The following is a 25402-nucleotide window of genomic DNA, read 5'->3' on the forward strand; positions in this document are numbered from 1 at the left end:
TCGACGTGGTGATCGGGAATGGGTGGCCGTACGACCTCATCGGCGTGGATTCAGGGGATCGTCGACATGCTCGCCGACGTCGGTCTGGATGTCGCCGCCATCCTGGCCGAGGCCGGCATCGATCCGGCGTTGCTGGCGAATCCCGACAGTCGCGCGCCAACAGAATTGGTGAGCCGCCTTTGGCGCGCGGCGGCGGAACATTCCGGCAATCCCGCCGTCGGCCTGCTCAGCCCACATGTGCCCAAGCCCGGCAATTTCGACATCGTCGGATATGCGATGTTGACGAGTCCGAACTTGCGCGTCGCGATTGAAAATTTCGCGCGGCATTTGCGGCTGGTCAGCGACGCCGCTTCGATCGATCTCGATTTCAGGGAACGGTCGGTCATGCTGCAATTGCGGCTGTTCGGCGGGCGCGAGCCCATCCCCCGGCAAAGGATGGAATTCGATCTTCTGACCTTGCTGACGTTCTGCCGCTGGGTCGCGGGAAAGACGATCAAGCCGCTCGGAGTCTATCTCGTCTGGCCGGCGCCCGCGGATGTCGCGCCATTCGAAAACGCGTTCCAATGTCCCCTTCATTTCGAGGCGGATTTCAACGGCGTCGAATTTACGCGCGCCGATTTCGACGCGAAGCTGCCGGGCTTCAACCCAGGATTGGCCGGAGTGCACGAAAGTCTTGTGCAACAAAGGCTTGTGGCCCTTGATGGAGCTGGCGTCAGCGTGAAGATCCGCGAGCAAATCATTCACCGGCTGTCCGGCGGCGAACCGCGTCGCGAGGAAATTGCGCGCGCGCTCCATCTCAGCGACCGGACGCTGACGCGACGCCTCAACGAGGAGGGAACGTCCTTTCAGAAGCTGCTCGACGAGACGCGCTGCGATCTGGCGCAAAATTATCTGGCCAAGCCGAACATGACTTTGGCTGAAGTCGCCTATCTACTTGGCTTCGCTGATCAAAGCGCGTTTTTCCGCGCCTGCAGGCGCTGGTTCGATTCTTCACCCGGTCAATATCGCGCTTTTCTGGGCGGAGCGGGCGCGAGCAGGGCGCCGAGTCTGCAACGCGTTTGATCGCGCGCCTTGAGCGCATTGGGAACCGCCTTCAGGCGGTCCCCATCAGGCGGATCAGGGCGTAGCTGATTGCGATCAACGTCAACAGCGAGAGGGTGACGGCGATCGTGGCCCGTCCGCCGACGCGCCGGAGGTTGCCCGGATCGACTTCGAGGCCAAGCGCCGCCATCGACAGGACCGTCAGGACCGTCGTGAAACGCTCGATGACAGGCAGGACTGCTTCCCGAATCAGTCCTCCCGAGCGCAGCACGGCGAGCGCCAGAAACCCGAGGATGAACCAGGGAACGAGTCGCTTCAGCGAGGGGCGCGCGGGCGCCTCGACACCGGTGTCGCGCTTGCCCAAAGCGTTTTGCAGCAGAGATACGCCGAAAAGGACCGGGCCGAGCGTCAAGACGCGGATCAGTTTGACCAGGGCGCCGATCTGGACGCTGAGAACGCCGACCGGGACCGTCGCCGCAAGAACCTGCGGCACGGCATAGACGGTCAGGCCGGCCAGCACGCCATACTGCCCATCGGAGAGACCCAGCAAGGGAACCAGGCCGGGCAGGGCGACCACGGCGATGACTCCGAGAATTGCCGTGAAGGAGATCGAGGCTGCGACGTCCTCTCCATCGGCCTCGATGACAGAGGCGACGGCCGCTATGGCCGAATTGCCGCAGATCGAATTGCCGCAGGCGACGAGCAAGGCCATCTTGTGCGGAAGGCGGAACAGGCGCGCGATGCCGTAGCTTGCGACGAGCGAGCCTGCGACGACAATGGCGACGCCGCCGAGCAGGACTGGACCGGCGGCCGCCAACGCACCCGCGCTCAGCGATGCGCCCAGCAGCGTCACCGCAAGCTCCAGCATGAACTTGCCGCTGAACTTCACCCCTGGCTTCCAGCGCTCGGAGGGCGCCCAGAAGCAGCGCACCAGAGCGCCGCCCAGAATCGCGAGCACGAGCGCCTCGAGGGCGGGGCGGCCGAGGAAATGTTCTTCGAGCGCCTGCCCGCCATAGGCGATGGCGGAGACAGCCGCGCAAAGCGCGACGCCAGGAAGCGTGAGGGAGAGTTTTTCCAATAATGCAGTCATGAGGAGAGCTTTCCACCTGCCATTTCGTGAGGAATGGCTTGCGTCAACTCTCATCATGTATCAAATTCAATTATTTCACAATTCTATGAGATAAACTCATATGTCGATCAATCTGCATTTGCTACGCATGTTTGTCGCCGTCGTTGAACACGGCGGCTTTTCTCCGGCGGCTTTGACGCTCAATGTTAGCCAATCGGCTGTTTCCAAGGGCGTCAAGGAGTTGGAAGGCCAGCTGGGCGGCTCCTTGCTGGAGCGGCGCGCAGGGATGCGCCCGACGGAAACGGGCGCTGTCTTGCTGCGCCATGCGCAAAGGCTTTTCGCAGCGGAACGAAGCGCCGAGGAGGAGTTGCGCGCCCTGCAGGGACTGACGCAAGGCGAATTGCGGCTCGGCGCCAGCACGACGGTGGCGACCTATATGCTGCCGCCATTGCTCGGCGCCTTTCACGCCGCGCATCCGCAGATCAGAATCCGTCTTACCAGCGAGAATACGCGCCAGATCGCCGATCGCCTGCTGGCGCGCGAAGTCGACATCGCGGTCGTCGAAGGCCCGGTGGACGATCCCGAAATCGACGCGAACGCCTGGCGGATCGACGACATGGCGCTGATCGCCGCGCCCGGCCATCCACTCGCTGCACAGATCGGCCCGATTGACCCCGTTGCGTTGGCGAAAATGACCTTGCTTGTCCGCGAGCCCGGGTCGGGCACGCGAGAAGTCGTCGCCGCCGCGCTCGAACAGGCGGGCGTGCATCCGGGCGAAACCATAGAAATCGGAAGCACCGAAGCGATCAAGCAACTCGTCGCCTCAGGCTTCGGCGTCGCTATCGTCTCGCTGGCGGCATCGCAGGATCAGATCGCCTTGGGCGCATTGAAGCCCGTGGAGATGGCCGGGTTGGCGATCAGCCGTCCAATCCACCGGCTTCGTGTCACAGGGCGTCCACTGGCGCCCGCCGCCGCCGAATTCGAGCGCATGCTCTATGGCGAAGCGCCGCTCACACGAACCAGACGAACCAACCGATAGGGGCGAATTTTTGGGCGCTTCGCTAGCGCGGCGGCGCCAGGGCTGCTGCCGCCGCGCGTTGCGGTCTAATCCCGAGGATCGTCGCGGCGCGCCGGAACGAGGCTGGAGTGATCGGCCGTGTGGCCAAGCCTGTGAAAGATCGCCGCACCCCTCTCAAAATCCACTTATCGAGCTGGCAAATCTCTAAAGCCACTCCTATTTTCGACGTCATGTCGAGACGGTCGTCGTTTGATTCTTGACCGCCTCTCCCCAAATCTGCGCGCGAAAAGCAGCGCACGCTCAGGAGAGCCGACGTGAACAAGATCCTCACATCATCAGCGGCGGTGGTTGCCGTCTTTTGCCTTACGACGAGCGCCCCGGCAAATTCGCAGGAATTCTTCGCGAGCGCTTACGCCCGACCCGCGGAAATGGTCGATGGACTCCATGTAGGCACGCGCGTCGAAGGCGCCGGTATATTTGCTCCGGCGAGAGTGGCGGCGCAAAATTGTCACGCGGGAACCGCGTGTGGGCGGCGACTGATCGCGCATTAGGGATTCGGCCGGGGATCCGTCGAGTCCGACCGAACAGTTAGGTTATTCATCGCATTCGGCGCTTCTCCCGCTGCGAAATAGATTGATTTAACCGTCACAAGTTGCGACCAAGCGCTTGGCCTCCGCTTGCCAAAAACCAAATTAGGGATAGCTTTTCACCCCTGCTCGACGGCTGCCCGATATGGCCAGCCCAATAGTCGGCACGAGACCGCCGGAGTTTTCGCATGGCGCGTGGACTCACGTGCATACGATGGCGAGCCGATAGGGGGAGGCGGTCATCATGGACAATGTTCAATTTGTTCAGTCGATTTACGCAGCTTTTGCGCGTGGGGACATAGACTCCGTCGTCGCGGCGTTTGATTCCGACATTGCCTGGATTTCCAATTCCGATCCCGCGCTCCTTCCGTTCGGCGGGGAACGCAGGGGCATCGAAGGTGTCCGGTCGTTTTTCCGCGAACAGGCAGCGAATATCGAAATCGATTCCTACCAGCCGCGGGAATTTCTCTGCGGCCTTGATTTCGTCGCCGTGCTCGGTCGTTCTATCAGCCGCTCAAAAGTGACCGACGAGCCTTTCGAAGACGACTGGCTGCATCTGTTGAGGATCAGGAACGGGAAAGTGACCGAGTTCCGGATTTTTAACGATACCCATGCGTTGGTGCAGGCCCATTATGGCGGAGACATTCATTCTGTCACTGTTGCGCCAACGGAGGCGACTGCAACGCTCCGGCGCTGACGCCGCCTGGAAACGCATCAAGCAACGGGGATCAGCCCACTTAGGAATTTTCAGGGACGACCGGCATAGGGCCTTTCGTCTTTAGGGAACGACGAGAGGCTGCTCGTCGGCGACAACGGAACGAGCGATGCCGCGCCTGGCGTCCCAGGTCCAACCCCGGACAATAATTGGGGCAAGACGGGACAGCACGTCATGATCTTGGGCGTGAGCGCCAAGTCGATGCCGGGCTATTCGCGCACGTTCGACCCGGACCCGACCAAGCCTTTTGGGATGTGGCCGGACATGCCCTACGAGCATCCGATGCTTCCGGTGAAATGAATCTTTGGGGCGGCCAAGGTCGGTGGGGCGATCCCCCATCGTTACCCCTAGAGTTACCCGAAAAGAAAAGCCGGAGGCGAAACACTCCGGCTTTTTCTTTAATTGTCGTTCTATCTTCCTGAAATACCGCTTTTTTCGATGGTGGGCGCTGTAGGGCTCGAACCTACGACCCGCTGATTAAGAGTCAGCTGCTCTACCAACTGAGCTAAGCGCCCATCGAAAAAAATTTCGGCGAGAACGTTTCGTCGTCGCCGAACGAGGCGGTGTTTAGCAAAGCGATACTCGCCTGTCCAGTCGGGCGGCGACGATTTTGCGATTTTGTGACGTCGAGCATTTGAGTCGCTCTGCTCACGGCGCCGTGATAAGAGCGCTGAACCGCCGAGGGCGGGACGGACAGAGGCGGGGCAGGGCCGAAATCGCCATGGATGAGACGCCAGATCAGCTGCGGGAAGCCCACCAAGGCGGCGTTCGCGAAAAATTCCTCGCCTTTTTCGATCTGCCGCGACTGGACCGGCGCGGCTGGGCGCTGCTCGCCGGCCTCGCCTTTCTGCTCTGGCTTTCGACCGGTTTGTACAAGGTCCAGCCGGACGAGCAGGGCGTCGTGCTGCGCTTCGGCGCCTGGGTCGAGACGGCGCCGCCCGGCCTGCATTTTCATTTGCCCTGGCCGATCGAAACCGCGCTGTTTCCCAAAATTACGCAGATTCGCCAGATGCAGCTCGGGCAGGCGGACAACGCCGCGCTCGGCGGCGCGCGCGAAAAGCAGATGCTGACCGGCGACGAGAATATCGTCGAGGCGGACGCTTCGCTGCTATGGCAGGTCAAGGACGCCGGGCAATATTTGTTCAAGGTCTCCGATCCGGACACCGCCCTGCGCATCGCCGCCGAGAGCGCCCTGCGCGAAGTGGTTGGCCGTACGCCGATCCAGGCGGTGCTGTCCGACAAGCGCCGCGAGGTGGCCGACGAGACGCTGAGCCTGCTGCAAAGCGTGCTCGACCGCGAGGGCGCGGGCATCCGCGTCGTGCAGGTGCAATTGTCGCGCGTCGATCCGCCAAGCACGGTGATCGACGCCTTCAATGACGTGCAGCGCGCCCGCGCCGATCAGGAGCGCGCCCGCAACGAGGCCGAATCCTACGCCAACGACATTCTGCCGCGCGCACGCGGCGACGCCGAGCGCATCAAGCAGGACGCCGAAGCCTACAAGTCCCAGACCATCAACCTCGCCCAGGGCGAGGCGCAGAATTATACCGCGATCTACCAGAGCTATGCGCAGGCGCGCGAAGTCACCGCCTGGCGGCTCTACCTCGAAAGCGTCGACGCCATGCTGCGGAAATCCTCGCGCGTGATCCTCGATTCGTCCGGCAAGGGCGCCGGCCCGCTCGCGCCTTATCTGCCGCTCAGCGAGATCAAGCCGGCGCCGCCTGCGCCTGCGCCGGCGGCGGGAGGCGGAAAATGAGAAAGGGCCTTGTCGTCCTGCTGGTTGTCGCCGCGGCGGCGCTCGTCGTCGCTTTGTCGAGCCTGTACACGGTGAATGAGGGCGAGAACGCCCTTGTCGTGCGCCTCGGCGCGCCGGTCGGCGTGGTGGAGACGCCGGGGCTGAAGGTCAAGGCGCCCTTCATCGATTCGGTCATCTTCAACGACGCCCGCCTGCTGCTGCTGGAGACGCCTTCGGAGCAGGTCATCCTTGGAGATCAGAAGCGCATCGTGGCGCAGGTCTATACGCGCTTCCGAATCGTCGATCCGCTGCGCTTCTATCAGAGCCTGCATTCGGTCGGCGAGGCGCGGGCGCAGCTGGCGCAGTCTGTCAGCACCGCGATGCGCCGCGAATTCGGCCAGATCAACCTGCCGACCCTGTTGTCGCCGCGCCGTCAGGAAGTGATTCAAGCGGTCCATGCGGAAGTCGGCGGCAAGTTCCGGCCGCTCGGCGTCGAGGTTACGGAAGTGCGGCTGCATCGCGCCGATCTGCCGCTGGAAACCAGCCAGGCGATCTATGACCGCATGAAGTCCGAGCGCCAGCGCGAGGCCAAGGAACTGCGCGCGCAAGGCTTCGAATGGGCGCAATTGATCCAGTCGCGCGCCGACCGGGACCGCACGGTGATTCTCTCGCAGGCCCAGCGCGCAGCGCAAATCGCGCGCGGCGAAGGCGAAGCGGAGGCGAGCCGGCTGCTCGCCGACGCGCAGAAGGGCGATCCGACTTTCTTCACGTTCTATCGCTCGCTGCAATCCTATCGTCAGGCCCTGGCCGAGAGCGCGCCCGTGCTGCTGCTGACGCCGGATGCGGAATTCCTCAAGGCGTTGAAATTCGGCCCGCCGGACACGCGCGGCCGGACCGACGCCAAATGACCCGCTCCTGAACCGGAAGATCTTTCATGGACGGAGCCGCCGCCGCCTCAACCCTCGGGGTTCTGCTGCAGATTCTGCTCCTGGACCTGCTGCTTTCCGGCGATAACGCTCTGCTGATCGCGCTCGCCTGCCGTCGCCTGCCGGAGAAGCAGGCGCGACGCGCGGCCTGGATGGGCGCGGCTGGCGCGATCGTCCTGCGGCTGGTCCTGACATCGATGACCGGCGTCTTGATGGCGCTGCCTTTCCTGCAATTGTTGAGCGCCTTGCCGCTGCTGGTCATCGCGCTGAATTTGATGAATGGCGAGGACGAGGGCGGCGCGGCGATCGACGACGCCGATGACGGAGGGCAGGAGTCGATGCTCGCCGCCGCGAGCGTCATCATCGTCTCGGACGCGGCGATGAGCCTCGACAATGTGATCGCGCTGGCGGCGGTCTCGGGGGGGAAGTTCTGGCTGCTCGCCTTTGGCCTCGCCGTCAGCATTCCCTTGATCGTCTTCGGCAGCTTCGGCTTTTCCAGCCTGTTGCGGGCCTATCCCCGGCTTGCGGATATCGGCGCCGCCATGCTTGGCTGGGTCGCGGGCGGCATGATCGTCGCGGATCCCCTGTTTGCCGGCTGGGTCAGGACGCAGGCGCCCGCGCTCGAACTGGCGCTGCCGCTGGCCTGCGGCCTTTTCGTCCTGCTGCAAGGGCGTTTCGCCCGCGACGCCGCCGTGCGCGAGGGCGTCGCGAGGCCTCGACCCCCTCGGCCAAAGCCTCGCGCCGCGGCGCCCCCCTTTGTCGAGATTCTCCCGCCGCCCGCCGCGACGCCGCGCGAAATCCCGGCGCTGACGGCGTCGCGGATTGCGGAAACCATCGGCGACGCCGTCGAAGCGCCGCAAGGGGAGGCCATGGAAGCCGGCGACCGCTGGATGATCTTCGGCCTGATCGCCCTTTTCATGATCTTTGGAATTTTCCTGACGGTCGTGGTGATGATACCCGATTAAAGGGTCATCGTCTCATCATCGGCTTACTGGTCCGGGCCTGCGGCGGCAGCGACCTCGGGGGAGGGCAAGCTGCTGACGGAAAAGCCCATCTGCCGGTTGAACTGCAATGCGGCCGTCTGCGCGTTCATCGCGTCGACGCGCTCGCTCGCGCCGCGCGGACATTGAAACGTCAGAGCGCGGTTCTTTCTGGCTCGGAAATATGCTTCGAAGCGATGCTCCAGCTGCGCGCTCTCGGCTGAACTGGCGAAGACGTCGGTGATCACGGCTTCATGGGCCGCCGGGACGACGCCGACGCAGAACCGCCATTCCTGCGCCAGGGCGTGGGCAGGCGCGCTGGTCAAGGCGAGGCCCAGAACCGGGAAAAGGAAAGCTTGGGGGAACAGGCGTGTCATGGGGCGGGCCGCGCGGATCGGCGAAGGGGCGTTTCCGCAATCATTTCGAAGGATGGTAAACAGGCGCTTAACCGGCACCGGAGGCGCCTATTGGGCGCGCAAGCCTTGCAGGAGGCGGAAAACCGATCGGTTCGGTTATTTTTCCGGCCCGGACGGGCGTTTGCGCGCATTGCGCTTCGGAGGCCGGCGCCATCCGCCCTGTTTTCCCGCCGCGATCCCGTCTTCGGAATCTACTTAAGGAAAACAAGATATTTACGAAGGGGGGCTAGAACTTGCGCACCGGCATTGTCGGCGGCGTAAACATTTCGAGTTGGTCGATCATGGGACTGGCGGACCGCCTTACCCCTCAAAACCCCGCGTCCCGCTCCAACAGGGAGAGCTGGTCCTATCCGGCCTTTCACGTCGCGGATCTGAGCGCGGCGTCGCGCTGCGCCGCGCAGGAGCCGCCAGGGGTCCCGGCGCCGGGCGCCGAGCGCATTTCACAGCCCATGCTCGTCGGCGCACTGCATCTGTTCGACGCCCTGAATTTTCCGGCGAGCGGGCTGCTGGCCTATCTGTCCGCGTCGCGGACCGCTTCGCTCGACGGCGTCTGGCTCTGGACGGGGCTCATCATGGCGACCCTGATCGGGCTGGCCGTTCTACAGGCGCGCTATTGCTACACGATCCGCGCCATGGGCAGTTTCGGCCGCCAGGCGGTCAGCCTCGCCCTGGCCTTCGGGCTGGCTCTCGCGCTCTGGAGCGCCGCCGCCATCCAGGCCGGCTTCAGCGAGCCGGAGCTTCTGCGCGGCTGGACTGTCCTCTGGTTCGCGGGCGGCTGGATGACCGGTTGCGGCGCGCGGGCGGTGTTCGCGGGCGCCGTCGTCTTGTGGACGCGGCAGGGCCGCCTCGCGCGGCGGACGGTCGTGGTCGGCGGCGGCGCGCATGCGCTGGAAACCATTCGGCGGCTGGAGAAATCGGGCAAGGGCGCCTTGCAGATTCTTGGCGTTTTCGATGATCGCAATCGCGCGCGCTTGCCGGAGGACATCGGTCGTTACCGGTTGCTTGGCGCCTTCGACGACCTCGACGCCTTCTGTCGCGATGAGAAGGTCGATCTCCTGATCGTCGCGATCCCGCTGAGCGCCGAGGCGCGCTTGCTGCAGATCCTTGGAAAACTGTGGGTTCTGCCGGTGGATGTGCGAATTTCCGCGCTGGGGACCAAGCTTACGCTGCGCGACAGGGTCTATCACCATATCGGCGACGTGCCCTTTCTGCCGGTCTTCGACAAGCCGATCTCGGACTGGGGCAATGCGCTGAAAGCCATGTTCGACGCCCTCGTCGCCCTCGCGCTGATCGTCGCGCTTTCGCCGCTGCTCGCCCTGATCGCGCTTGGCGTCAAGCTCACGTCGCCGGGGCCGATCATTTTCAGGCAAGTCCGCTACGGCTTCAACAATGAGCGGTTCGAAGTGTTCAAGTTCCGCTCGATGTACGACAATCTTTGCGATCCCACGGCGGAAAGGCAGGTCACCCGCCACGATTCCCGCGTGACTCCCTTGGGGGCTTTCATCCGGCGCACGTCGCTCGACGAACTGCCGCAATTGTTCAATGTCCTGCGGGGCGACCTGTCGCTGGTCGGTCCGCGTCCGCACGCCATCAGGGGCAAGGCCGCGGGGAGGGCCTATGAGCAGGTGGTGGACGGCTATTTCGCCCGCCATCGCGTCAGGCCCGGCGTCACGGGGTGGGCGCAGGTCAATGGCTGGCGCGGCGAGACGGATACGATCGAGAAGATCGAGCAGCGCGTCGCCTACGATCTCCAATATATTGAGAACTGGTCAGTCTGGCTCGACCTCAAGATTCTCGCCATGACGCCTTTCGCCGTGTTGTTCGGCAAAAACGCTTTCTGAACGGCGTCCGCAACGGAATGCCGCGTTCAAGGTTGCCATTTTGGTCTGGCGCGCTGGAAGTCACAGGCGGCGCGATCCGCAACAACGACATTGGAAGAGCTACGACGACCAATCAATCCACGTCGTGGACATGAACCGCCTCGACCTCGGCGGCAAGAATCTGCTCAAACCCTCCACCGCCAGCAAGCAGCCGGTCATCGACGTTTCGAAAGACTTGAAATAGCGCCAACGGCGCTCGCTCGACGCGGGCGCGGCGCACGCAGGCGCGCAGCGGTCGTTCAGGCAGGCTCGGATTCGTCGTCGGCGAGGCGGACGATGATGTCCACGCCGACAATCTTCTTGCCCTTGGGCGGCGTGAAGCGCAGCTGTTGGGTGAGGTCCTCGGGCATGTCGTAGAGCGAGGTCATGTCCTCGTCGTAATAATGGCAGTGCGAGCCAGTCTTGGTGTCGTACCAGACCTTCGAGCCATAAAGCGCGATCTCGCGCACCAGGCCCGCCGCGACAAACTGGTGAAGGGTGTTGTAAACGGTCGCGCGCGACAGCGGCATCTTCAGGGACTGCGCCTCGGCGAAAAGCTGGTCCACGGTCACGTGGCGGTCGCCAGCGACGAAGAGCAGGCTCGCCAGGCTGATGCGCTGACGGGTGGGCCGCAGCTCCACGGAGCGCAGCTTTTCCTTGACCAGTCTGGCGAGGGCGCCATTTTTCCAGTCATATGTCGGCTTTGCGACAATGCGCCTTGCCGGCGCATTCTCATGGTCTTGTAGGGTCTCGCCTGCCATTTTCCTGCTCATCCGCCAATTCAAGCACGAGGCTTGTGTTTTTTGAACGGTTCTAAACACGTTGTAAAGAGCCATTCGTGGTTCGGACCTCACTACGCAAGCTCGGCGCCAAGTGATCACGCAAGTTGCGCGCGGCGTTCTGTCCCTTGACGAGAAGGCCAGCCGCGACACATAACGTTCATCATGGCCAAGGGGAGCCCCGTCAGGGGGCTGAGAGGCTGGCGGCGGCGCTCCGGAGTTCGGAGCGGCGGCCCGGCGACCCTCAGGCGGCTCTCATTCGGGCCGCCGCACCTGATCCAGTTCGGACTGGCGGAGGGATGGCGCGAAACGAAGGTCTCCTTCGCTCACGCCCGTTTCCTTTCCGGGGCGATTTTCCCGGAAACTGCCGCTGCAAGGCTTGAAGGGCTTGAGACGAGGGCGAGACATGCGAATCCGCATCATTGGCGCCGGCGCGGCGGGACTCACCGCCGCTTTTGAACTGGTCACGCGGGCCCGAGCGGCAGGGCGCGAGCTTGCGCTCGAAATCGTCGAGAAGAATTCGGGTCCGGGGCAGGGCTGCTCCTTTTACGCGGGCGGCATGATCGCGCCCTGGTGCGAGGCGGAATCGACCGAGCCGATCGTCGCGAGTCTCGGCGCCGAAGCGTTGGATTTCTGGACGAACGTCGTTCCGGTCGCCGAACGCCGCGGCAGCCTCGTGGTGGCGCCGCCGCGCGACCGCGCCGAACTGGCGCAGTTTTCCCGCCGCACCTCGCATTTCGTCGCGCTCGACCGCGAAAGGCTCGCCGCGCTGGAGCCGGACCTCGCCGATAATTTCGCCTCCGCGCTTTATTTCGAGGAGGAGGCGCATCTCGCGCCGCGCGCCGCGCTGGCCCACCTCGCCGGGTTGCTCGCCGCCGAGCCGAACGTCGCCTTCCTTTACGGCGTTGACGCCGCGACCCTGCCCGACAATTGCGACTGGGCGCTGGACTGTCGGGGCTACGCCGCCAAGCCGCAGCTGTCCGGCCTGCGCGGCGTTAAGGGCGAGATGATGGTCGTGCGCTCGGCGGACATCAAGCTGTCCCGGCCGGTGCGGATGCTGCATCCGCGCCATCCGGTCTATGTCGTGCCGCGCCCGGACGGGACCTTCATGATCGGCGCGACCATGATCGAGAACGAGGAGCGCGCGCGGGTCACGGCGCAATCCCTGGTCGAACTGGTCAATTCGGCCTTCGCGGTCCACCCGGCTTTCGCCCAGGCCGAAGTGGTCGAGACCGGCTCGGACGTGCGCCCGAGCTTCGTCGACAATCTGCCGCGCCTCGTGCGCGACGGACGCAGGCTTTATCTCAACGGGCTTTACCGCCACGGTTTCCTGCTGTCGCCGGCTCTCGCCAGCCGCGCCGCGCGGGTCGTGCTGGAAGACGCCTTTTTTCCGGAGGTCATGGATGAAGATCGTGGTCAATGGCGAGACGCGGGACGTGCGCGCGCCTGATCTGGCCGCGCTGCTCGCCGAACTGGACTTTCCGCCGGAGCTTGTCGCGACGGCGGTCAATGAGAGTTTTGTCCGCGCCAGGGAGCGCGCGGGCAGGGCGCTCGCCGAAGGCGACCGGGTGGAAATTCTTACGCCCCGCCAAGGAGGGTGACATGAAAGATCCGTTGCGCCTTTACGATGTCGAACTGAGCTCGCGCCTGCTGGTTGGCACGGCGCAATATCCCTCGCCCGCCATTCTCGCCGAGGCGCTGGCGGCGTCGCGCACGGACGTTGTCACCGTCTCGCTGCGTCGCGAGGCGGGTGGCGGGCGCGCGGGCGAAAGCTTTTGGGGTTTGATCCGTGCGCTCGGCCTGTGCGTCCTGCCCAATACCGCCGGCTGCCGCACAGTCAAGGAGGCGGTGGCGACGGCGCAGATGGCGCGCGAATTGTTCGGTACAAACTGGATCAAGCTGGAGGTGATCGGCGAGGAGGACCTGCTCGCGCCGGACGTGTTCGGTCTCGTCGAGGCGGCGCGCATCCTCTGCGACGACGGCTTTTGCGTGTTTCCCTATACGACCGACGATCTGGTCGTCGCGGAGAAGCTGCTCGACGCCGGCTGCAAGGTGCTGATGCCCTGGGGCGCGCCGATCGGCTCGGGCCGGGGGCTCAACAATCTTTTCGCCCTGCGCGCGATGCGCGCCCATTTCCCGGATGTGCCGCTGGTGGTCGACGCCGGGCTGGGCGCGCCTTCGCAGGCCGCCCACGCCTTCGAGCTGGGCTATGACGCGGTGCTGCTCAACACCGCCATAGCCCGCGCCGGCGATCCAGTCGCCATGGCCCGCGCTTTCGCCGCCGCCTGCGAGGCGGGGCGCACGGCATTCCTGGCGCAGCCGATGGAGCCGCGCGACATGGCCGCGCCCTCGACGCCGGTGCTTGGGCGGGCGTTTTCATGAAGCTCGATCCTTTCTACCTCATCGTCGATCATGTTGATTGGCTGCGCCGCTTGCTGCCCTGCGGCGTCAAGCTGGTCCAGCTGCGGGTGAAAGAGGCCGACGAGGTCGATCTGCGCGCACAGATCGCCGAAGCGCACGATCTCTGCCGCCGGTTTGGCGCGCAGCTGATCGTCAATGACTACTGGCGCCTCGCGCTCGAACTCGGCTGTGATTTCGTGCATCTCGGCCAGGAGGATCTCGCGGTGGCGGATCTCGCGGCGATCCGGCGCGGCGGGCTGAAACTCGGCCTCTCCACCCATGACGAGGCGGAGCTGACCACGGCGCTGGCCGCGCAACCGGATTATATCGCGCTCGGCCCCGTCTTTCCGACCCTGCTCAAGAAAATGCCCTGGGCTCCGCAGGGGCTGGAAAAGATCGGCTTGTGGAAAAGCAAGATCGGCGGCCTGCCTCTGGTCGCCATCGGCGGACTGACGCCGGAACGCGCCGTCGAGGCCCTGCGCGCGGGGGCGCAGAGCGCCGCGGTGGTCACGGACATCACGCTGAACGCCGATCCCGAAGGCCGCGCGCGTAACTGGGTCGCGGCGACCCGGCCTTTCGTCTAGGAAAAAAACACGTTATTACCTCGGTTTCGAAGCCTCGCGCATGGCGGCGCGATGACCGGAGGCGAAGAATGACGGATGTCCGATATGACCAGCTCGTCGCGCACGCGGTGAAGTCGATCATGGATGCGGACGTCTTTTCCAAGCCCTACCCTCATATGATCTTCCGGCAATTCTGGCCGGCGGATTTTTATGCCGAGCTATTGGCCAACCGGCCCGACGACGCTGGCTACGTGCAGCTCAACGGCGCCAATACCCGCCGCCAGTTCACGCTTTTCGACGGCTCCTGCGACGCTGGCGACGACGCGCGCCGCAATCTGTGGAAACTGGTCTCCGACGTTTGCTCCGCCCCTGAGCTGGAGGCGGCCATGCGCACGCAGCTCGAAGAAGGCCTGCGCATCCGCTCCAAAGCCAGCAAGGAAGGATGGCCGGTGCCGATGTATCCGCGCCCGGTGCTCTACAATGATTATGACGGCTACAGGATCAAGCCGCATCCCGACACCCGGCGCAAGGTCATGACCATGATGATCTACATGCCGGAAGACGACAGCCAGAAGGCCCTCGGCACCACGATTTATCGCCTGTCGCCCAAGGGCCTGTTCTCGTGGAAGAGTTTCGGCCTGGCGGAAGACAAGACCGTTCCTTTCCTGCCCAATACCGGCGCCGCCTTCGTCGTGATCCACCCGACCTATGATTTCCTGCACACCAGCTGGCATGGCCGCGATTCGATCAGCCTCGACAATTCCAGGCCGCGCTTCTCGATCCTGAACACTTATTACGCCCAGCCGGTCCAGAAGGCGGTTTACTGACGCGCGCCGCCGTCGCACTATCGTTTCACGGCGCAGCTTGCGCCGCGACGGCGAAGCGCGCCACGGGGGAATATGTTTCGGACGGAAGACGGCGAGCGCCGCTGGGCGGTGCTGATAGTGCCGCTCATGCTTTGCGGATCGCCACTGCTCGCCATCCTGCTCAACCAGTCGCTGCCGGGCTGGAGCTTCATGCCCTATGAATGGCGCAACATCCTGTTCCTGCTGCTGATTCCCTTCGTCATTGGCGTCGTAAGCGAGACGCGACCGGTCCTCATCGGCGAGCTGGAGGCGCGCGACGGCGTGATGGTCTTCGCCGCCATATTGCTGATCGGCTGGTTTTTCCTGCTGCTGAAGGGCTGGGCCTTTGGCCTCTGGCTGAACCTTCTGCCCTTGGGCTATTTTATTTCTCAGGCCGGCGCATTCCATGCGGGGCGATGGATCGGACGAATCCCGCGCCATAAATTGCCGGAAGAGTCCGCCGACGATTGAATGCGCCGCAGCAGGGTCCCTATATCAGTCCCATGAATATTCAGGACAGAAACGACAGCAGGGCGCTCGCCCTTCCCATCGGCGGGATGACCTGCGCTTCCTGCGTGCGTCATGTCGAAGAGGCGCTCAAGGGCGCGCCGGGCGTGCGCGACGCCCAGGTCAATCTGGTCGGCGAGCGCGCCGACCTGACGCTGGGACCTGAGGCCGATCTTGCCGATCTCGCGGCGCGCGTGAAGGAGGCCGGCTACGAGCCGCGCCTGACCCATGTCGAGCTGGGCGTGGGCGGCATGACCTGCGCCTCCTGCGTCGCCCATGTCGAAAAGGCTCTGAAGGCCGCGCCCGGCGTGATGTCGGCGCGGGTCAATCTCGCCACCGAGCGCGCCTATGTCGACGGCCTGGAAGGGGTGATCACGCCCGCCGCCCTGGCCGAGGCGGTGCGCGGCGCGGGCTATGAACCGCGCTTGCAGACGCAGGAAAAAGCCGCGCTCGATCCCTTCGAGCGCCGCGCCGCCGAGACCGCGACGATGCGCCGGCGCTTCATTCTCGCCGCCGCGCTCGCCGCGCCGGTGACCATTCTGGAAATGGGCGGCCATATGTCGCCGGCCTTCGCCGCGCTGACGCATGGCGCTCTCGGCCATCAGGGCGTGATGCTTTTGACGGCGGCGCTGACGACGCTGGTCCTGTTCGGCCCCGGGCGGCGCTTTTTCACTTTGGGATTCAGCTCGCTGTTGCGCGGCGCGCCGGATATGAACGCCCTCGTCGCGCTCGGCGCCGGCGCGGCCTTTCTCTATTCCCTGATTGCGACCTTCGCGCCGGATGTGCTGCCGGAGGGGACGCGCCATTCCTATTTCGAATCCGCCGCGATCATCGTCGCCTTTATCCTGCTGGGGCGCTGGCTGGAGGCGCGCTCGCGCGGCCGCGCTGCCGATTCGATTGGCAAGCTGGCGCGGCTCCAGCCCAAGACCGCCCATGTGCGGCGCCAGGAGCGTCCGGGCATGTTCGCGGTGCGCGATCTCTCGGTGGCGGACGTGCTGGTTGGCGATGTGGTCGAAGTGCGGCCCGGCGAATCCGTGCCTGTCGACGGACTGGTGATCGAGGGCGCGAGCCATGTCGACGAGAGTTTCATTTCCGGCGAATCCGTCCCGGTTGTAAAAAAGCCCGGCGATTCCGCGATTGGCGGCAGCGTCAATTTGGCCGGCGCCTTCGTGCTGCGCGCGACCAGGGTCGGCGCGGACAGCTTTCTCGCCGACGTCATCCGCATGGTCGAAACCGCGCAGGGCGCGCGACTGCCCATTCAGGACCTCGCCGACCGCGTCACCGCGCGTTTCGTCCCGGTCGTGCTGATCCTCGCCGTGGCGACCTTCGCGATCTGGCTCGCTTTCGGCGGTCTCGCCGCTTTGCCGCTGGCTCTGGTCAGCGCGGTCAACGTGCTGATCATCGCCTGTCCCTGCGCCATGGGCCTCGCCACGCCCGCCGCTCTGGTGACAGGTACGGGCCGGGCGGCGGAGTTGGGCGTCATTTTCCGGCAAGGCGACGCTCTGCAAACTCTTTGCGGCGTCAAGACGGTCGCCTTCGACAAGACCGGCACGCTGACGCTCGGCAAGCCGACGCTGACCGGAATTATCGCGGGCGAGGGTTTTGACGAGGCGCGTCTGCTGTCGCTCGCGGCGGCGGTCGAGGCGCAATCGGAACATCCGCTCGGCCGCGCCCTTGTCGAGGCGGCCAAATCGGGGGCGGCGCCCTTGGCGGGACCGATCGCGCATTTCGCCTATCGTCCCGGTCTCGGCGTCACCGGGGAAGTCGACGGCGTCTCGGTTGCTGTGGGCTCGGCTGACCTGCTGACTTCGCTCGGCGCGGCGACGGACGTCTTCGCAGCGAAAGCCGAGGCGCTGGCGGGGCAGGGCGCATCCTGCTTCTTCATCGCGGTCGACGGCAAGCCGGCGGGCCTGTTCGCCTTTTCCGATCCGCCGCGCCCGGAGGCGGCGGAGGGCGTCGCGGCGTTGCGGGCGCTGGGCCTGCGGGTGGCGCTCATCACCGGCGACCGCGAGGCCACCGCGCGCGCCATTGCGGCGCGAATTGGAATTGACGAGATTTACGCCGGGCGCCGCCCGGAGGGCAAGGTCGCGGCGTTGCATGAACTCGCCAAGGCCGGGCCGGTGGCCTTCGTCGGAGACGGAATCAATGACGCGCCGGCGCTTGCCGCCGCCGATGTCGGGATCGCCATGGGCGCCGGAACGGATGTCGCGGTCGAAAGCGCGCAGGTGGCTCTGATGTCGAGCGATCTGCGCAAGGTCGCGCAGGCCTTCGCCCTGTCTCGCGCGACCCTGCGCACGATCAAACAGAATCTCGCCTGGGCTTTTGGCTATAATATCCTGCTGATTCCGCTGGCCATGGGTGCGCTCTATCCATCGAGCGGGCTGCTGCTCAATCCGGCGCTTGGCGCCGCCGCCATGGCTTGCTCAAGCCTGTTCGTTCTGGGCAATGCGCTGCGCCTGCGACAATTTGCCGTCCCTTCCCAAGATGTTGGAGAGAAATCCGTGGCTCAAGTTCCCCAAACCATCTTCGCCGTCTCCGACATGACCTGCGGCCATTGCGCCGACAGGGTACGGAAAGCCGCGCTTTCCGTGGCGCCCGGCTCTGACGTGCAGGTCGATCTGCCGTCCGGCGACGTCACATTGACGCCCGCCGCCGCCGACCCGGCGGCGGTGGCCAAGGCGATCACGGACGCCGGCTACCCGGCCGCCGCGAAATAGGCCGCAACAAGATACTTTATAATATTCGAATATATCTTTATCCTGCACTGGATCAATGCGGCGTGGCGGATTTGGCGCGACCATATGCATGCTTGGCCGCCTAAGCGTTTCCCTGTCAGGACTGCCCCATGAACGAAGACACCATCATCACGGGCCCGCTCTACGCCTCCCGCAAGAAGGTCTATCCGCAGGCGACCCACGGCACGTTCCGCAGGATCAAATGGTTCCTGCTCTGCGCGACGCTTGGCGTCTATTACCTGATGCCCTTCCTGCGCTGGGATCGCGGCCCGAACCTGCCCGACCAGGCGGTGCTGATCGACATGCCGCACCGGCGCTTCTATTTCTTCTTCATTCAGATCTGGCCGCAGGAGGTTTATTATTTCACCGGCCTGCTGATCATCGCGGCGATGACGCTCTTCATGATGAACGCCGTCGCGGGCCGGGTCTGGTGCGGCTATCTGTGCTGGCAGACGGTCTGGACCGACCTGTTCTACGCCGTCGAGCGCTGGGTCGAGGGCGACCGCCGCGAACGCATGCTCAAGGACAAGAAGGGCTTCACGATCCGCCACGCGTTCGAGATCGGCCTGAAGAATTTCCTTTGGCTGATGATCGCCTGGTGGACCGGCGGGGCCTTCGTACTCTATTTCGCCGACGCGCCGACCCTCGTGAAGCAGCTCCTCACCTTCCAGGCGCCGGGCGTCGCCTATACCTGGATCGCGATCCTTACCTTCACGACCTTCATGTTCGCCGGCTATATGCGCGAGCAGACTTGCATCTATATCTGCCCCTGGCCGCGCATCCAGGCCGCGATGACCGACGAATGGGCGCTCAACGTCAGCTATGAGCGCGACCGTGGCGAGCCGCGCATGTCGGTGAAGAAAGCCGCGGCAGCTCACGCCAAGGGCGTGCCGGCGGGCGATTGCATCGATTGCCAGCAATGCGTCGCGGTCTGCCCGACCGGCGTGGACATCCGCAACGGCTCGCAGCTCGGCTGCATCCAGTGCGGCCTGTGCATCGACGCCTGCGACAATGTCATGAAGGAGATCGGCCGTCCGCCGAGGCTGATCTTCTATGACACCGACATCAATATCCAGCGCCGCGCGCAAGGCCTGAAGCCGATCTATCGTCCGATCCGGCCGCGCACACTGATCTATCCCATCATGATCGCCCTGGTGGGTTCGGTCATGGTCTGGAAGCTGGCGACGCGCTCCGACCTCGGCGTCAACGTCCTCCATGACCGCAACCCGCTGGCCATGCCCATGGCCGATGGCGGCGTGCGCAACGGCTATACCGTGCGCCTGCTCAACAAGCAGCCCAATGATCGCGCGGTGAAGCTCTCGGTGTCCGGCGCGCCGGGTCTGAACCTGAAGATCATGGATGGCGCCACGGAGGGTCAGGCCACTGTCGGGCCGGACCAGACGCTGGAGCTGCGCGTGCTGGTCATCGCCCCGCCTGACGCCATTCCCTCCAGTCCGTCACCGATCACCTTCACCGCCGAAGATGTGACGGGACAGGCGAAAGCCAGCGTCAGCGACCATTTCTTCCCGAAATAGCCGAATGTATTGAGGGGCGCCAAGCTAAGACTCGGCGCCCCTTCATTTTGCGCGCGGCGCGCCGATCAGCGCCAACCAATAAGCAAGCGCGTTTCTGTCATGTGGGGCTGGACTTGCCGGCGCCGGGATCGCTGGCGCTATACGCGGCGTCCTTTCGCGCGCCTCGCGCGGGCTGACGCCGTAATGCGCCTTGAACAGGCGATTGAAGGCGCTGACGTTCCGGAACCCGAGCGAATAGGCGATGGGACCGATGCGGCGGCTGGAGTTTTCACTCGCCATCAGCTCCTGATAGGCCCGGTCGAGCCGCGCCTGGCGGATATAGCCGGCGACGCCGCCCACGGGTTCGAACAACCGGTAAAGCGAGGCGCGTGAAAGGCCGAACCGTTTCGTCAAGCTATCGGCATTCAAGCCGGGCAGAGTCAGGTGCTGGTCGATATGGCGCCGGATGATGGCCAAAGACGAGTGAGACCGCGACTCCGCGCCCCCGAGCCCCGCCAGCTCCGGCGCGAGCGCCTTGGCGATCAAGGCGACCACCCCGTCGCAGAGGGCGTCCATCTGCTCGGCGGAGATCTTTTTCGCCTGTTCCGCCAGCAGGCGCAGGCAACCGCCGATCAGGGCGCCGGCGGGCGAGGTTCCCGCGACGACGAATCCATGCAGGGCGTCGGCCCGGCTCATCGCCGCGCGCAATTTGCGGCGTGGAACCCAGATGGTCACATCGGCGGCGTCGCTGTCGCCCGCCGCCAGCGTCAGGTCGAGCGGCTGCTTCATGTCGAGGAACATCAAATCCCCCTCGCCCGCTTCGACGCCGCTTTCGCCGATGCGGGCAGCGGCGCGCCCGGAAAGCTGGAGGCGGAGGGCGAAAACGTCGAGGGCGCATTGCGCGATTGCCGTATCGGAGCGCGCCAGCCTGAGCGAAGGGCAGCGCGACTGGCTCAGAACATGATTGGCGGTGGCGTGCGCAATGTATTTCCCGTCGTCGGCGAGAGTGGAAGCCTCGCCGCCAATCTCGAAGACGCCGGCAAAAACCGCGCTCCATGAGGAAGCGTTTCCGCGCGCGGGTTCCGGCGACAGGGCGCATGGAGCGTCCGGTTGTGACATGCGCGCAGGAGCTGACGGCAATCCCATGGCGTGAAATCCTTCTCGGCCTTTTTCGCTCGCCAAGGAGGACCAGGGCCGCGTCATCAAAGATGCAGGGTCACGATAAAATTTGCAAACTGTCCTATAGACATATCAAAACGTCTCAAGCATCTTCCCTAACGTCAGGCTTTTGCTAGAACCTCTGTCAGCGCGCGGGTCCTGACGATTCGAAGGATCAGCAGCGGATACAGGCGGAGCAAACGCCGCCAGGAACAGATTTTTCACGGGAGCGCCTAATGGCAAATTTTACGATTGATTTCAATGGCTTTGGTACGGGCGGCAACGCGACGACGAGCTATAACGACTCGACGACGACAAATCCGACCGTGGTCCTCTTTAGCAGTGCGGCGATTACGTCGGCCAACAACAACAATGCGAATGATCGCCTCAAGACGCTGGTGCTGAATATTTCCAATCCGGAAGCGACGATGGCGTTCGGTGGATTGGGAAGCAATTTCTCCGTCAGCTTCAACAGCACGACCGGCAATATCACGATCACTTACATCGGCGGCTCGGGCGGCGCGACTTCGACGACGTGGAACGCCGCTCTCCAGAGCATGACCTATTTCAATTCGAATGATGAGTCCCCGACCACCCATACCATCACCTTCGTCTCGGCGACCCCGGCCTCGGGCAGCTATACCTCGTCGACCGCCGCCAATTTTGATACGATCAACGTGATCTGCTTCATGGCCGGCACTCTTGTTCGCACGCCGGACGGCGAAGTCGCGGTCGAGACCCTCAAGCGCGGCGATCTGGTGCTGACCACCGACGGCGTCGCCAAGCCGGTGCGCTGGCTCGGCCGTCAGACCGTTTCGAGCTTCTTCGCCGATCCGGCCCGCAGCTATCCGATCCGCGTCAAGGCCGGCGCCCTGGCCGAGAACGTCCCGAGCCGCGATCTGCTGGTGTCGCCCGATCACGCCCTTCTGGTCGATGGCGTGATGGTCCATGCCGGCGCGCTGGTCAACGGAACCTCGATTGTCCGCGAGGCCAAGGTTCCGACGGTCTTCACCTATCACCATGTCGAACTCGATGATCATTCGCTGATCCTGGCCGAGAACACCCCGGCCGAGACCTTTGTCGACAATGTCGACCGCATGAACTTCGACAATTGGGCCGAGCACCAGGCGCTTTATCCGGAAGGCAGGACGGTTTCCGAACTGCCTTATCCGCGCGCCAAGGCGCATCGTCAGGTCCCGGTCTATATCCGCGTCGCGCTGGCCGAGCGCGCCGAGATCATCGGCGCCGTGAAAAGCGCCGTCGCCTGATCCGAGACGCCATAAGGCAACAAACAAGCGGCGCCAAAAATGGCGCCGTTTTTTTGCGCGTGGATGCGCCGCGCCTCGCGAAATAAAAAAAGCCGCCGGACGATCATCCGGCGGCTTCATAATTGTGGGGTTGTTACTTCTTCTTCGGCGCGATCAGGTCGGTGATCGTGCCCTCGAACAATTCCGCCGCCAATCCGATGGTCTCTGACAAGGTCGGATGCGGATGGATCGTCAGGCCGATATCCTCGGCGTCGGCGCCCATTTCGATGGCGAGCGCGGCTTCCGCGATCAGGTCGCCCGCGCCGGGGCCGACGATGCCGCAGCCGATCAGCCGCTTCGTCTCCTCGTCGAACAGGGCCTTGGTCAGGCCCTCGTCGCGGCCGAGCGACAGGGCGCGGCCAGACGCGGCCCAGGGGAAGGTGGCCTTGCCGAATTTGAGCCCCTTGGCCTTGGCTTCGGTATCGGTCACGCCGACCCAGGCGACTTCCGGGTCGGTATAGGCGACGGAGGGGATCACTTTCGCATCGAAGGCCGACTTGTGGCCGCAGGCGACTTCCGCCGCCACCTTGGCCTCATGTGTCGCCTTGTGGGCGAGCATGGGCTGGCCGACGATGTCGCCGATGGCGAAGATATGCGGCACGTTCGTGCGCATCTGCTTGTCCACCGCGATGAAGCCGCGCTCATCCACCCCGACGCCGGCGGCCTCGGCGCTGATGAACTTGCCATTGGGCTTGCGGCCCACGGCGACGAGCAGCTTGTCGAATGTGTCGTCGCTCTTTGTCCCGTCGGAGGCCTCGAAGGTCACGCGCAGGCCGGCGGCTTCGGCCGAGACCGCGACCACCTTGGTCTTGAGCAGGATCTTTTCATATTTCTTGCCGATGCGCTTGGCGAGCGGCGCCACGATATCCTTGTCGGCGCCGGGAATGATCTGGTCCAGCAGTTCGACGACGGTGATTTTCGAGCCGAGCGCATGATAGACCGTCGCCATTTCCAGCCCGATGATGCCGCCGCCGAGCACCAGAAGGCGTTTCGGAATATCGCTCAGCTCAAGCGCGCCGGTTGAATCGATCACACGCGGATCGTCATGCGGGATGAAGGGCAAGGTCACCGGCTCGGAGCCCGCCGCGATAATGGCCTTGTCGAAACTGACCACCTTCTTCGAGCCGTCGTCCGCGATGACTTCAAGGCTGTTGGCCGAGGCGAAAGCGCCTTTGCCTGTCACGACCGTGACCTTGCGCTGCCTAGCCATACCGCCGAGGCCGCCGGTCAGGCGCTTGACGACGCCTTCCTTCCAGCCGCGCAGCTTGTCGAGGTCGATCTGCGGCGCGGCGAAGGCGATGCCGCCTTCCGACATGTCATGGGCTTCCTCGATCACCTTGGCGGCGTGGAGCAGAGCCTTGGACGGGATGCAGCCGACATTGAGGCAGACGCCGCCCAGCACTGGCCAACGCTCGACCAGCACAACCTTGGCGCCGAGATCGGCGGCGCGGAAGGCGGCGCTGTAGCCGCCGGGACCTGCGCCGAGCACCAGCACTTCGGCGTGCAGGTCGCCAGCGACGGCGGGGGCGGAGGACGGCGCCGTGGCGGGAGCAGGGGCCGCCGCCGGAGCAGAGGCCGGAGCCGCCGCGGCGCCGGCCCCCGCGCCTTCCAGCAGCAGGATGACGGCGCCTTCGCCGACCCTGTCGCCGACCTTGACCTTCACTTCCTTGACCACGCCAGCGACGGGCGCAGGCACTTCCATGGTCGCCTTGTCGGATTCGAGCACGATCAGCGGGTCTTCCGCCTTGATCGCATCGCCGGCCTTGACCAGCACTTCGATAACGGGAACATCCTTGAAGTCGCCGATATCGGGGACCTTGATTGCTTCGGTCATGTTCAGCTCCCGATCACAGCGCCAGCCGGCGGACGTCTTCGAGCAGCACGCAGAGCGCGCGGGCGAAACGAGCGGCGGCGGCGCCGTCGATGACGCGATGGTCGTAAGACAGCGATAGCGGCAGCATCAGGCGCGGGATGAATTCCTTGCCGTCCCAGACCGGAGCCATTTTCGAGCGCACGACGCCCAGGATCGCCACTTCCGGCGCGTTGACAATGGGGGTAAAGCCGGTCCCGCCAATGCCGCCGAGCGAAGAGATCGTGAAGGTCGCGCCCGACATTTCAGCCGGGCCGAGCTTGCCGTCGCGCGCCTTGGCCGAGAGATCGCCCAGTTCCTTGGAGATTTCGAGCACGCCTTTCTGATCGACATTCTTGATGACCGGCACGACGAGGCCGTCTGGCGTGTCGCAGGCGAAGCCGATGTGCCAGTATTTCTTGTTGATCAGGGCGTCCTTGGCCGGATTCAGCGATGAATTGAAATCCGGGAACTGCTTCAGGATCGAGACGCTGGCCTTCATCAGGAAGGGCAGCAGCGAGACACGGTACGGCTTTTTCGCCGCCTTTCCGGCATCGTCCAGCTCCTTGCGGAAAGCCTCGATCTCGGTGATGTCGGCCTCGTCATGCTGGGTGACAGCCGGGACGTTGAGCCAAGCGCGGTGCAGGAAGGGGCCGGACAGTTTCTTGATGCGCGAGAGCGGCTTTTCCTCGATCGGACCGAATTTCGAGAAATCGACCGCCGGAATTTCCGGGATGCCCGAGCCGCCCGAAACGCCCGCCGGGGCGGCTTTGCCGCCGGACAGGAAGGCCTTGACGTCCTCCTTGGTGACGCGGCCCTTCTCGCCCGTGCCGGCGACCTTGGTCAGGTCGATGTCCAGTTCGCGCGCGAGACGGCGCACGGCGGGCGAGGCGAAGACATTGCCGAAATCGGCAAGCGTCCCGCCAGGGCCGAGCAGCGGCGACGGGCCGGCGATCTTGCCGGTGTCGCCCTCGGTCACCGCGATCGGCTCCGGCTTGTATGCGGCCGGCGCTGCGGGCGCGGCGGCGGGCGCCGGGGCGGCTGCGGGCGCTGCGGCGCCTTCGGTCGTCAGAGTCAGGATGGGCGAGCCTTCGCCGACCTTGTCGCCGACTTTCAGCAGGATTTCGCCCACCACGCCGCCGGCGGGAGCCGGGACTTCCATTGTCGCCTTGTCGGATTCAAGCACGATCAAGGGGTCTTCGGCCTTGATGACATCGCCGGCCTTGACCAGGATCTCGATTACGGGAACGCTTTTGAAATCGCCGATATCCGGCACTTTCACTTCAATCTTGGACATTGTTTCAAACCCTGGGAGAAGAGAGCGAAGGGCCATAGCGTTTTCGAGCGATGAAGGTTCGTGTGAAGAACCGAAGGTCCGCGCAGCGAAAACGCGTCTTTACGA

Annotated in this window: 23 protein-coding genes and 1 tRNA gene; 17 read left to right on the plus strand and 7 right to left on the minus strand. The window is 64.4% G+C overall.

What is annotated here, in order from left to right; all coding sequences use genetic code 11:
• Window positions 1-18: 18 nt before the first annotated feature.
• Complete coding sequence (locus QM467_RS17270) at window positions 19-1062, plus strand: AraC family transcriptional regulator (RefSeq protein ID WP_283367582.1); 1044 nt, start codon at window positions 19-21, stop codon at window positions 1060-1062.
• A gap of 31 nt (window positions 1063-1093) precedes the next feature.
• Here QM467_RS17270 and QM467_RS17275 read toward each other — a convergent pair whose 3' ends face one another.
• Entirely contained in the window at window positions 1094-2131 is a 1038-nt protein-coding gene (locus tag QM467_RS17275; protein WP_283367583.1) for a YeiH family protein, read from the minus strand.
• A 100-nt stretch (window positions 2132-2231) separates the two neighbouring features.
• Here QM467_RS17275 and QM467_RS17280 point away from each other — a divergent pair, with 100 nt between their 5' ends.
• The 3 genes from QM467_RS17280 (at window position 2232) to QM467_RS17290 (ending at window position 4730) form a co-directional block, all read left to right on the plus strand.
• Window positions 2232-3149, plus strand: coding sequence for a LysR substrate-binding domain-containing protein (locus QM467_RS17280; RefSeq protein ID WP_283367584.1), 918 nt, complete (start codon window positions 2232-2234; stop codon window positions 3147-3149).
• Window positions 3150-3959: 810 nt separating this feature from the next.
• Complete coding sequence (locus tag QM467_RS17285) at window positions 3960-4412, plus strand: nuclear transport factor 2 family protein (RefSeq protein ID WP_283367585.1); 453 nt, start codon at window positions 3960-3962, stop codon at window positions 4410-4412.
• Between the two features lie 192 nt (window positions 4413-4604).
• Entirely contained in the window at window positions 4605-4730 is a 126-nt protein-coding gene (locus QM467_RS17290; RefSeq protein WP_283367586.1) for a hypothetical protein, read from the plus strand.
• Window positions 4731-4869: 139 nt separating this feature from the next.
• Here the strand turns inward: QM467_RS17290 and QM467_RS17295 are convergent.
• Window positions 4870-4945 (minus strand) — tRNA-Lys (locus QM467_RS17295).
• A 206-nt stretch (window positions 4946-5151) separates the two neighbouring features.
• Between QM467_RS17295 and hflK the strand changes: the two genes are divergently transcribed.
• From hflK to QM467_RS17310, 3 genes are read left to right on the plus strand one after another with little or no spacing between them, the layout of a single operon-like run.
• A complete protein-coding gene (gene hflK / locus QM467_RS17300; RefSeq protein WP_283367587.1) occupies window positions 5152-6183 on the plus strand; it encodes an FtsH protease activity modulator HflK in 1032 nt (343 codons plus the stop codon).
• Window positions 6180-7070, plus strand: a complete 891-nt coding sequence (gene hflC / locus QM467_RS17305) for a protease modulator HflC (RefSeq protein WP_283367588.1) — start codon at window positions 6180-6182, stop codon at window positions 7068-7070. The genes hflK and hflC overlap by 4 nt, the downstream gene beginning before the upstream one ends.
• 26 nt (window positions 7071-7096) lie before the next feature.
• Window positions 7097-8053: a YjbE family putative metal transport protein gene (locus QM467_RS17310; protein ID WP_283367589.1), complete on the plus strand. Its 957-nt coding sequence runs from the start codon at window positions 7097-7099 to the stop codon at window positions 8051-8053.
• 23 nt (window positions 8054-8076) lie between these two features.
• Here the strand turns inward: QM467_RS17310 and QM467_RS17315 are convergent, their stop codons facing one another.
• Window positions 8077-8445 carry a hypothetical protein gene (locus QM467_RS17315; RefSeq protein ID WP_283367590.1) on the minus strand — a complete coding sequence of 123 codons (369 nt, stop codon included), beginning with the start codon at window positions 8443-8445 and terminating at the stop codon, window positions 8077-8079.
• A gap of 272 nt (window positions 8446-8717) precedes the next feature.
• On the opposite strand from QM467_RS17315, the gene QM467_RS17320 reads away from it, so the two are divergent.
• Window positions 8718-10325 carry an undecaprenyl-phosphate glucose phosphotransferase gene (locus tag QM467_RS17320; RefSeq protein WP_283367591.1) on the plus strand — a complete coding sequence of 536 codons (1608 nt, stop codon included), beginning with the start codon at window positions 8718-8720 and terminating at the stop codon, window positions 10323-10325.
• Window positions 10326-10603: 278 nt separating this feature from the next.
• Here the strand turns inward: QM467_RS17320 and irrA are convergent, their stop codons facing one another.
• Window positions 10604-11116: an iron response transcriptional regulator IrrA gene (irrA, locus tag QM467_RS17325; protein ID WP_283367592.1), complete on the minus strand. Its 513-nt coding sequence runs from the start codon at window positions 11114-11116 to the stop codon at window positions 10604-10606.
• A gap of 412 nt (window positions 11117-11528) precedes the next feature.
• On the opposite strand from irrA, the gene QM467_RS17330 reads away from it, so the two are divergent.
• The 8 genes from QM467_RS17330 (at window position 11529) to ccoG (ending at window position 19707) form a co-directional block, all read left to right on the plus strand.
• Window positions 11529-12572: an FAD-dependent oxidoreductase gene (locus QM467_RS17330; protein ID WP_283367593.1), complete on the plus strand. Its 1044-nt coding sequence runs from the start codon at window positions 11529-11531 to the stop codon at window positions 12570-12572.
• Window positions 12526-12723, plus strand: coding sequence for a sulfur carrier protein ThiS (thiS, locus tag QM467_RS17335; protein ID WP_283367594.1), 198 nt, complete (start codon window positions 12526-12528; stop codon window positions 12721-12723). The genes QM467_RS17330 and thiS overlap by 47 nt, the downstream gene beginning before the upstream one ends.
• 1 nt (window position 12724) lies before the next feature.
• Entirely contained in the window at window positions 12725-13504 is a 780-nt protein-coding gene (locus QM467_RS17340; RefSeq protein WP_283367595.1) for a thiazole synthase, read from the plus strand.
• Entirely contained in the window at window positions 13501-14106 is a 606-nt protein-coding gene (locus QM467_RS17345; RefSeq protein ID WP_283367596.1) for a thiamine phosphate synthase, read from the plus strand. The genes QM467_RS17340 and QM467_RS17345 overlap by 4 nt, the downstream gene beginning before the upstream one ends.
• 68 nt (window positions 14107-14174) lie before the next feature.
• Window positions 14175-14912, plus strand: coding sequence for a hypothetical protein (locus QM467_RS17350; RefSeq protein WP_283367597.1), 738 nt, complete (start codon window positions 14175-14177; stop codon window positions 14910-14912).
• A gap of 72 nt (window positions 14913-14984) precedes the next feature.
• A complete protein-coding gene (locus QM467_RS17355; protein WP_283367598.1) occupies window positions 14985-15401 on the plus strand; it encodes a hypothetical protein in 417 nt (138 codons plus the stop codon).
• Between the two features lie 32 nt (window positions 15402-15433).
• Window positions 15434-18154: a heavy metal translocating P-type ATPase gene (locus QM467_RS17360; protein ID WP_283367624.1), complete on the plus strand. Its 2721-nt coding sequence runs from the start codon at window positions 15434-15436 to the stop codon at window positions 18152-18154.
• A gap of 128 nt (window positions 18155-18282) precedes the next feature.
• The gene (gene ccoG / locus QM467_RS17365) at window positions 18283-19707 is read left to right on the plus strand and encodes a cytochrome c oxidase accessory protein CcoG (protein WP_283367599.1); all 1425 of its coding nucleotides are present in this window, start codon (window positions 18283-18285) and stop codon (window positions 19705-19707) included.
• 42 nt (window positions 19708-19749) lie between these two features.
• On the opposite strand, the gene QM467_RS17370 is transcribed toward ccoG, so the two are convergent.
• The gene (locus QM467_RS17370) at window positions 19750-20832 is read right to left on the minus strand and encodes a helix-turn-helix domain-containing protein (RefSeq protein ID WP_283367600.1); all 1083 of its coding nucleotides are present in this window, start codon (window positions 20830-20832) and stop codon (window positions 19750-19752) included.
• 248 nt (window positions 20833-21080) lie between these two features.
• On the opposite strand from QM467_RS17370, the gene QM467_RS17375 reads away from it, so the two are divergent.
• Complete coding sequence (locus tag QM467_RS17375) at window positions 21081-22112, plus strand: Hint domain-containing protein (protein WP_283367601.1); 1032 nt, start codon at window positions 21081-21083, stop codon at window positions 22110-22112.
• A gap of 133 nt (window positions 22113-22245) precedes the next feature.
• On the opposite strand, the gene lpdA is transcribed toward QM467_RS17375, so the two are convergent.
• Together lpdA and aceF are read right to left on the minus strand one after the other, a co-directional pair.
• Window positions 22246-23985 (minus strand): dihydrolipoyl dehydrogenase, encoded by a 1740-nt coding sequence (gene lpdA / locus QM467_RS17380; RefSeq protein ID WP_283367602.1) that lies wholly within the window; start codon window positions 23983-23985, stop codon window positions 22246-22248.
• A gap of 13 nt (window positions 23986-23998) precedes the next feature.
• The gene (gene aceF / locus QM467_RS17385) at window positions 23999-25297 is read right to left on the minus strand and encodes a dihydrolipoyllysine-residue acetyltransferase (RefSeq protein ID WP_283367603.1); all 1299 of its coding nucleotides are present in this window, start codon (window positions 25295-25297) and stop codon (window positions 23999-24001) included.
• Window positions 25298-25402: the final 105 nt, after the last annotated feature.

This window comes from Rhodoblastus sp. 17X3 (assembly GCF_030056575.1).
Classification (GTDB): Bacteria; Pseudomonadota; Alphaproteobacteria; order Rhizobiales; family Beijerinckiaceae; genus Rhodoblastus.

Coding starts and splice junctions, on each gene's coding strand:
- QM467_RS17270 (WP_283367582.1), top strand. CDS start 19: ATGGGTGGCCGTACGACCTCATCGGCGTGGATTCAGGGGATCGTCGAC.
- QM467_RS17275 (WP_283367583.1), bottom strand. CDS start 2,131: ATGACTGCATTATTGGAAAAACTCTCCCTCACGCTTCCTGGCGTCGCG.
- QM467_RS17280 (WP_283367584.1), top strand. CDS start 2,232: ATGTCGATCAATCTGCATTTGCTACGCATGTTTGTCGCCGTCGTTGAA.
- QM467_RS17285 (WP_283367585.1), top strand. CDS start 3,960: ATGGACAATGTTCAATTTGTTCAGTCGATTTACGCAGCTTTTGCGCGT.
- QM467_RS17290 (WP_283367586.1), top strand. CDS start 4,605: ATGATCTTGGGCGTGAGCGCCAAGTCGATGCCGGGCTATTCGCGCACG.
- hflK (WP_283367587.1), top strand. CDS start 5,152: ATGGATGAGACGCCAGATCAGCTGCGGGAAGCCCACCAAGGCGGCGTT.
- hflC (WP_283367588.1), top strand. CDS start 6,180: ATGAGAAAGGGCCTTGTCGTCCTGCTGGTTGTCGCCGCGGCGGCGCTC.
- QM467_RS17310 (WP_283367589.1), top strand. CDS start 7,097: ATGGACGGAGCCGCCGCCGCCTCAACCCTCGGGGTTCTGCTGCAGATT.
- QM467_RS17315 (WP_283367590.1), bottom strand. CDS start 8,445: ATGACACGCCTGTTCCCCCAAGCTTTCCTTTTCCCGGTTCTGGGCCTC.
- irrA (WP_283367592.1), bottom strand. CDS start 11,116: ATGAGCAGGAAAATGGCAGGCGAGACCCTACAAGACCATGAGAATGCG.
- QM467_RS17330 (WP_283367593.1), top strand. CDS start 11,529: ATGCGAATCCGCATCATTGGCGCCGGCGCGGCGGGACTCACCGCCGCT.
- thiS (WP_283367594.1), top strand. CDS start 12,526: ATGAAGATCGTGGTCAATGGCGAGACGCGGGACGTGCGCGCGCCTGAT.
- QM467_RS17340 (WP_283367595.1), top strand. CDS start 12,725: ATGAAAGATCCGTTGCGCCTTTACGATGTCGAACTGAGCTCGCGCCTG.
- QM467_RS17345 (WP_283367596.1), top strand. CDS start 13,501: ATGAAGCTCGATCCTTTCTACCTCATCGTCGATCATGTTGATTGGCTG.
- QM467_RS17350 (WP_283367597.1), top strand. CDS start 14,175: ATGACGGATGTCCGATATGACCAGCTCGTCGCGCACGCGGTGAAGTCG.
- QM467_RS17355 (WP_283367598.1), top strand. CDS start 14,985: ATGTTTCGGACGGAAGACGGCGAGCGCCGCTGGGCGGTGCTGATAGTG.
- QM467_RS17360 (WP_283367624.1), top strand. CDS start 15,434: ATGAATATTCAGGACAGAAACGACAGCAGGGCGCTCGCCCTTCCCATC.
- ccoG (WP_283367599.1), top strand. CDS start 18,283: ATGAACGAAGACACCATCATCACGGGCCCGCTCTACGCCTCCCGCAAG.
- QM467_RS17370 (WP_283367600.1), bottom strand. CDS start 20,832: ATGGGATTGCCGTCAGCTCCTGCGCGCATGTCACAACCGGACGCTCCA.
- QM467_RS17375 (WP_283367601.1), top strand. CDS start 21,081: ATGGCAAATTTTACGATTGATTTCAATGGCTTTGGTACGGGCGGCAAC.
- lpdA (WP_283367602.1), bottom strand. CDS start 23,985: ATGACCGAAGCAATCAAGGTCCCCGATATCGGCGACTTCAAGGATGTT.
- aceF (WP_283367603.1), bottom strand. CDS start 25,297: ATGTCCAAGATTGAAGTGAAAGTGCCGGATATCGGCGATTTCAAAAGC.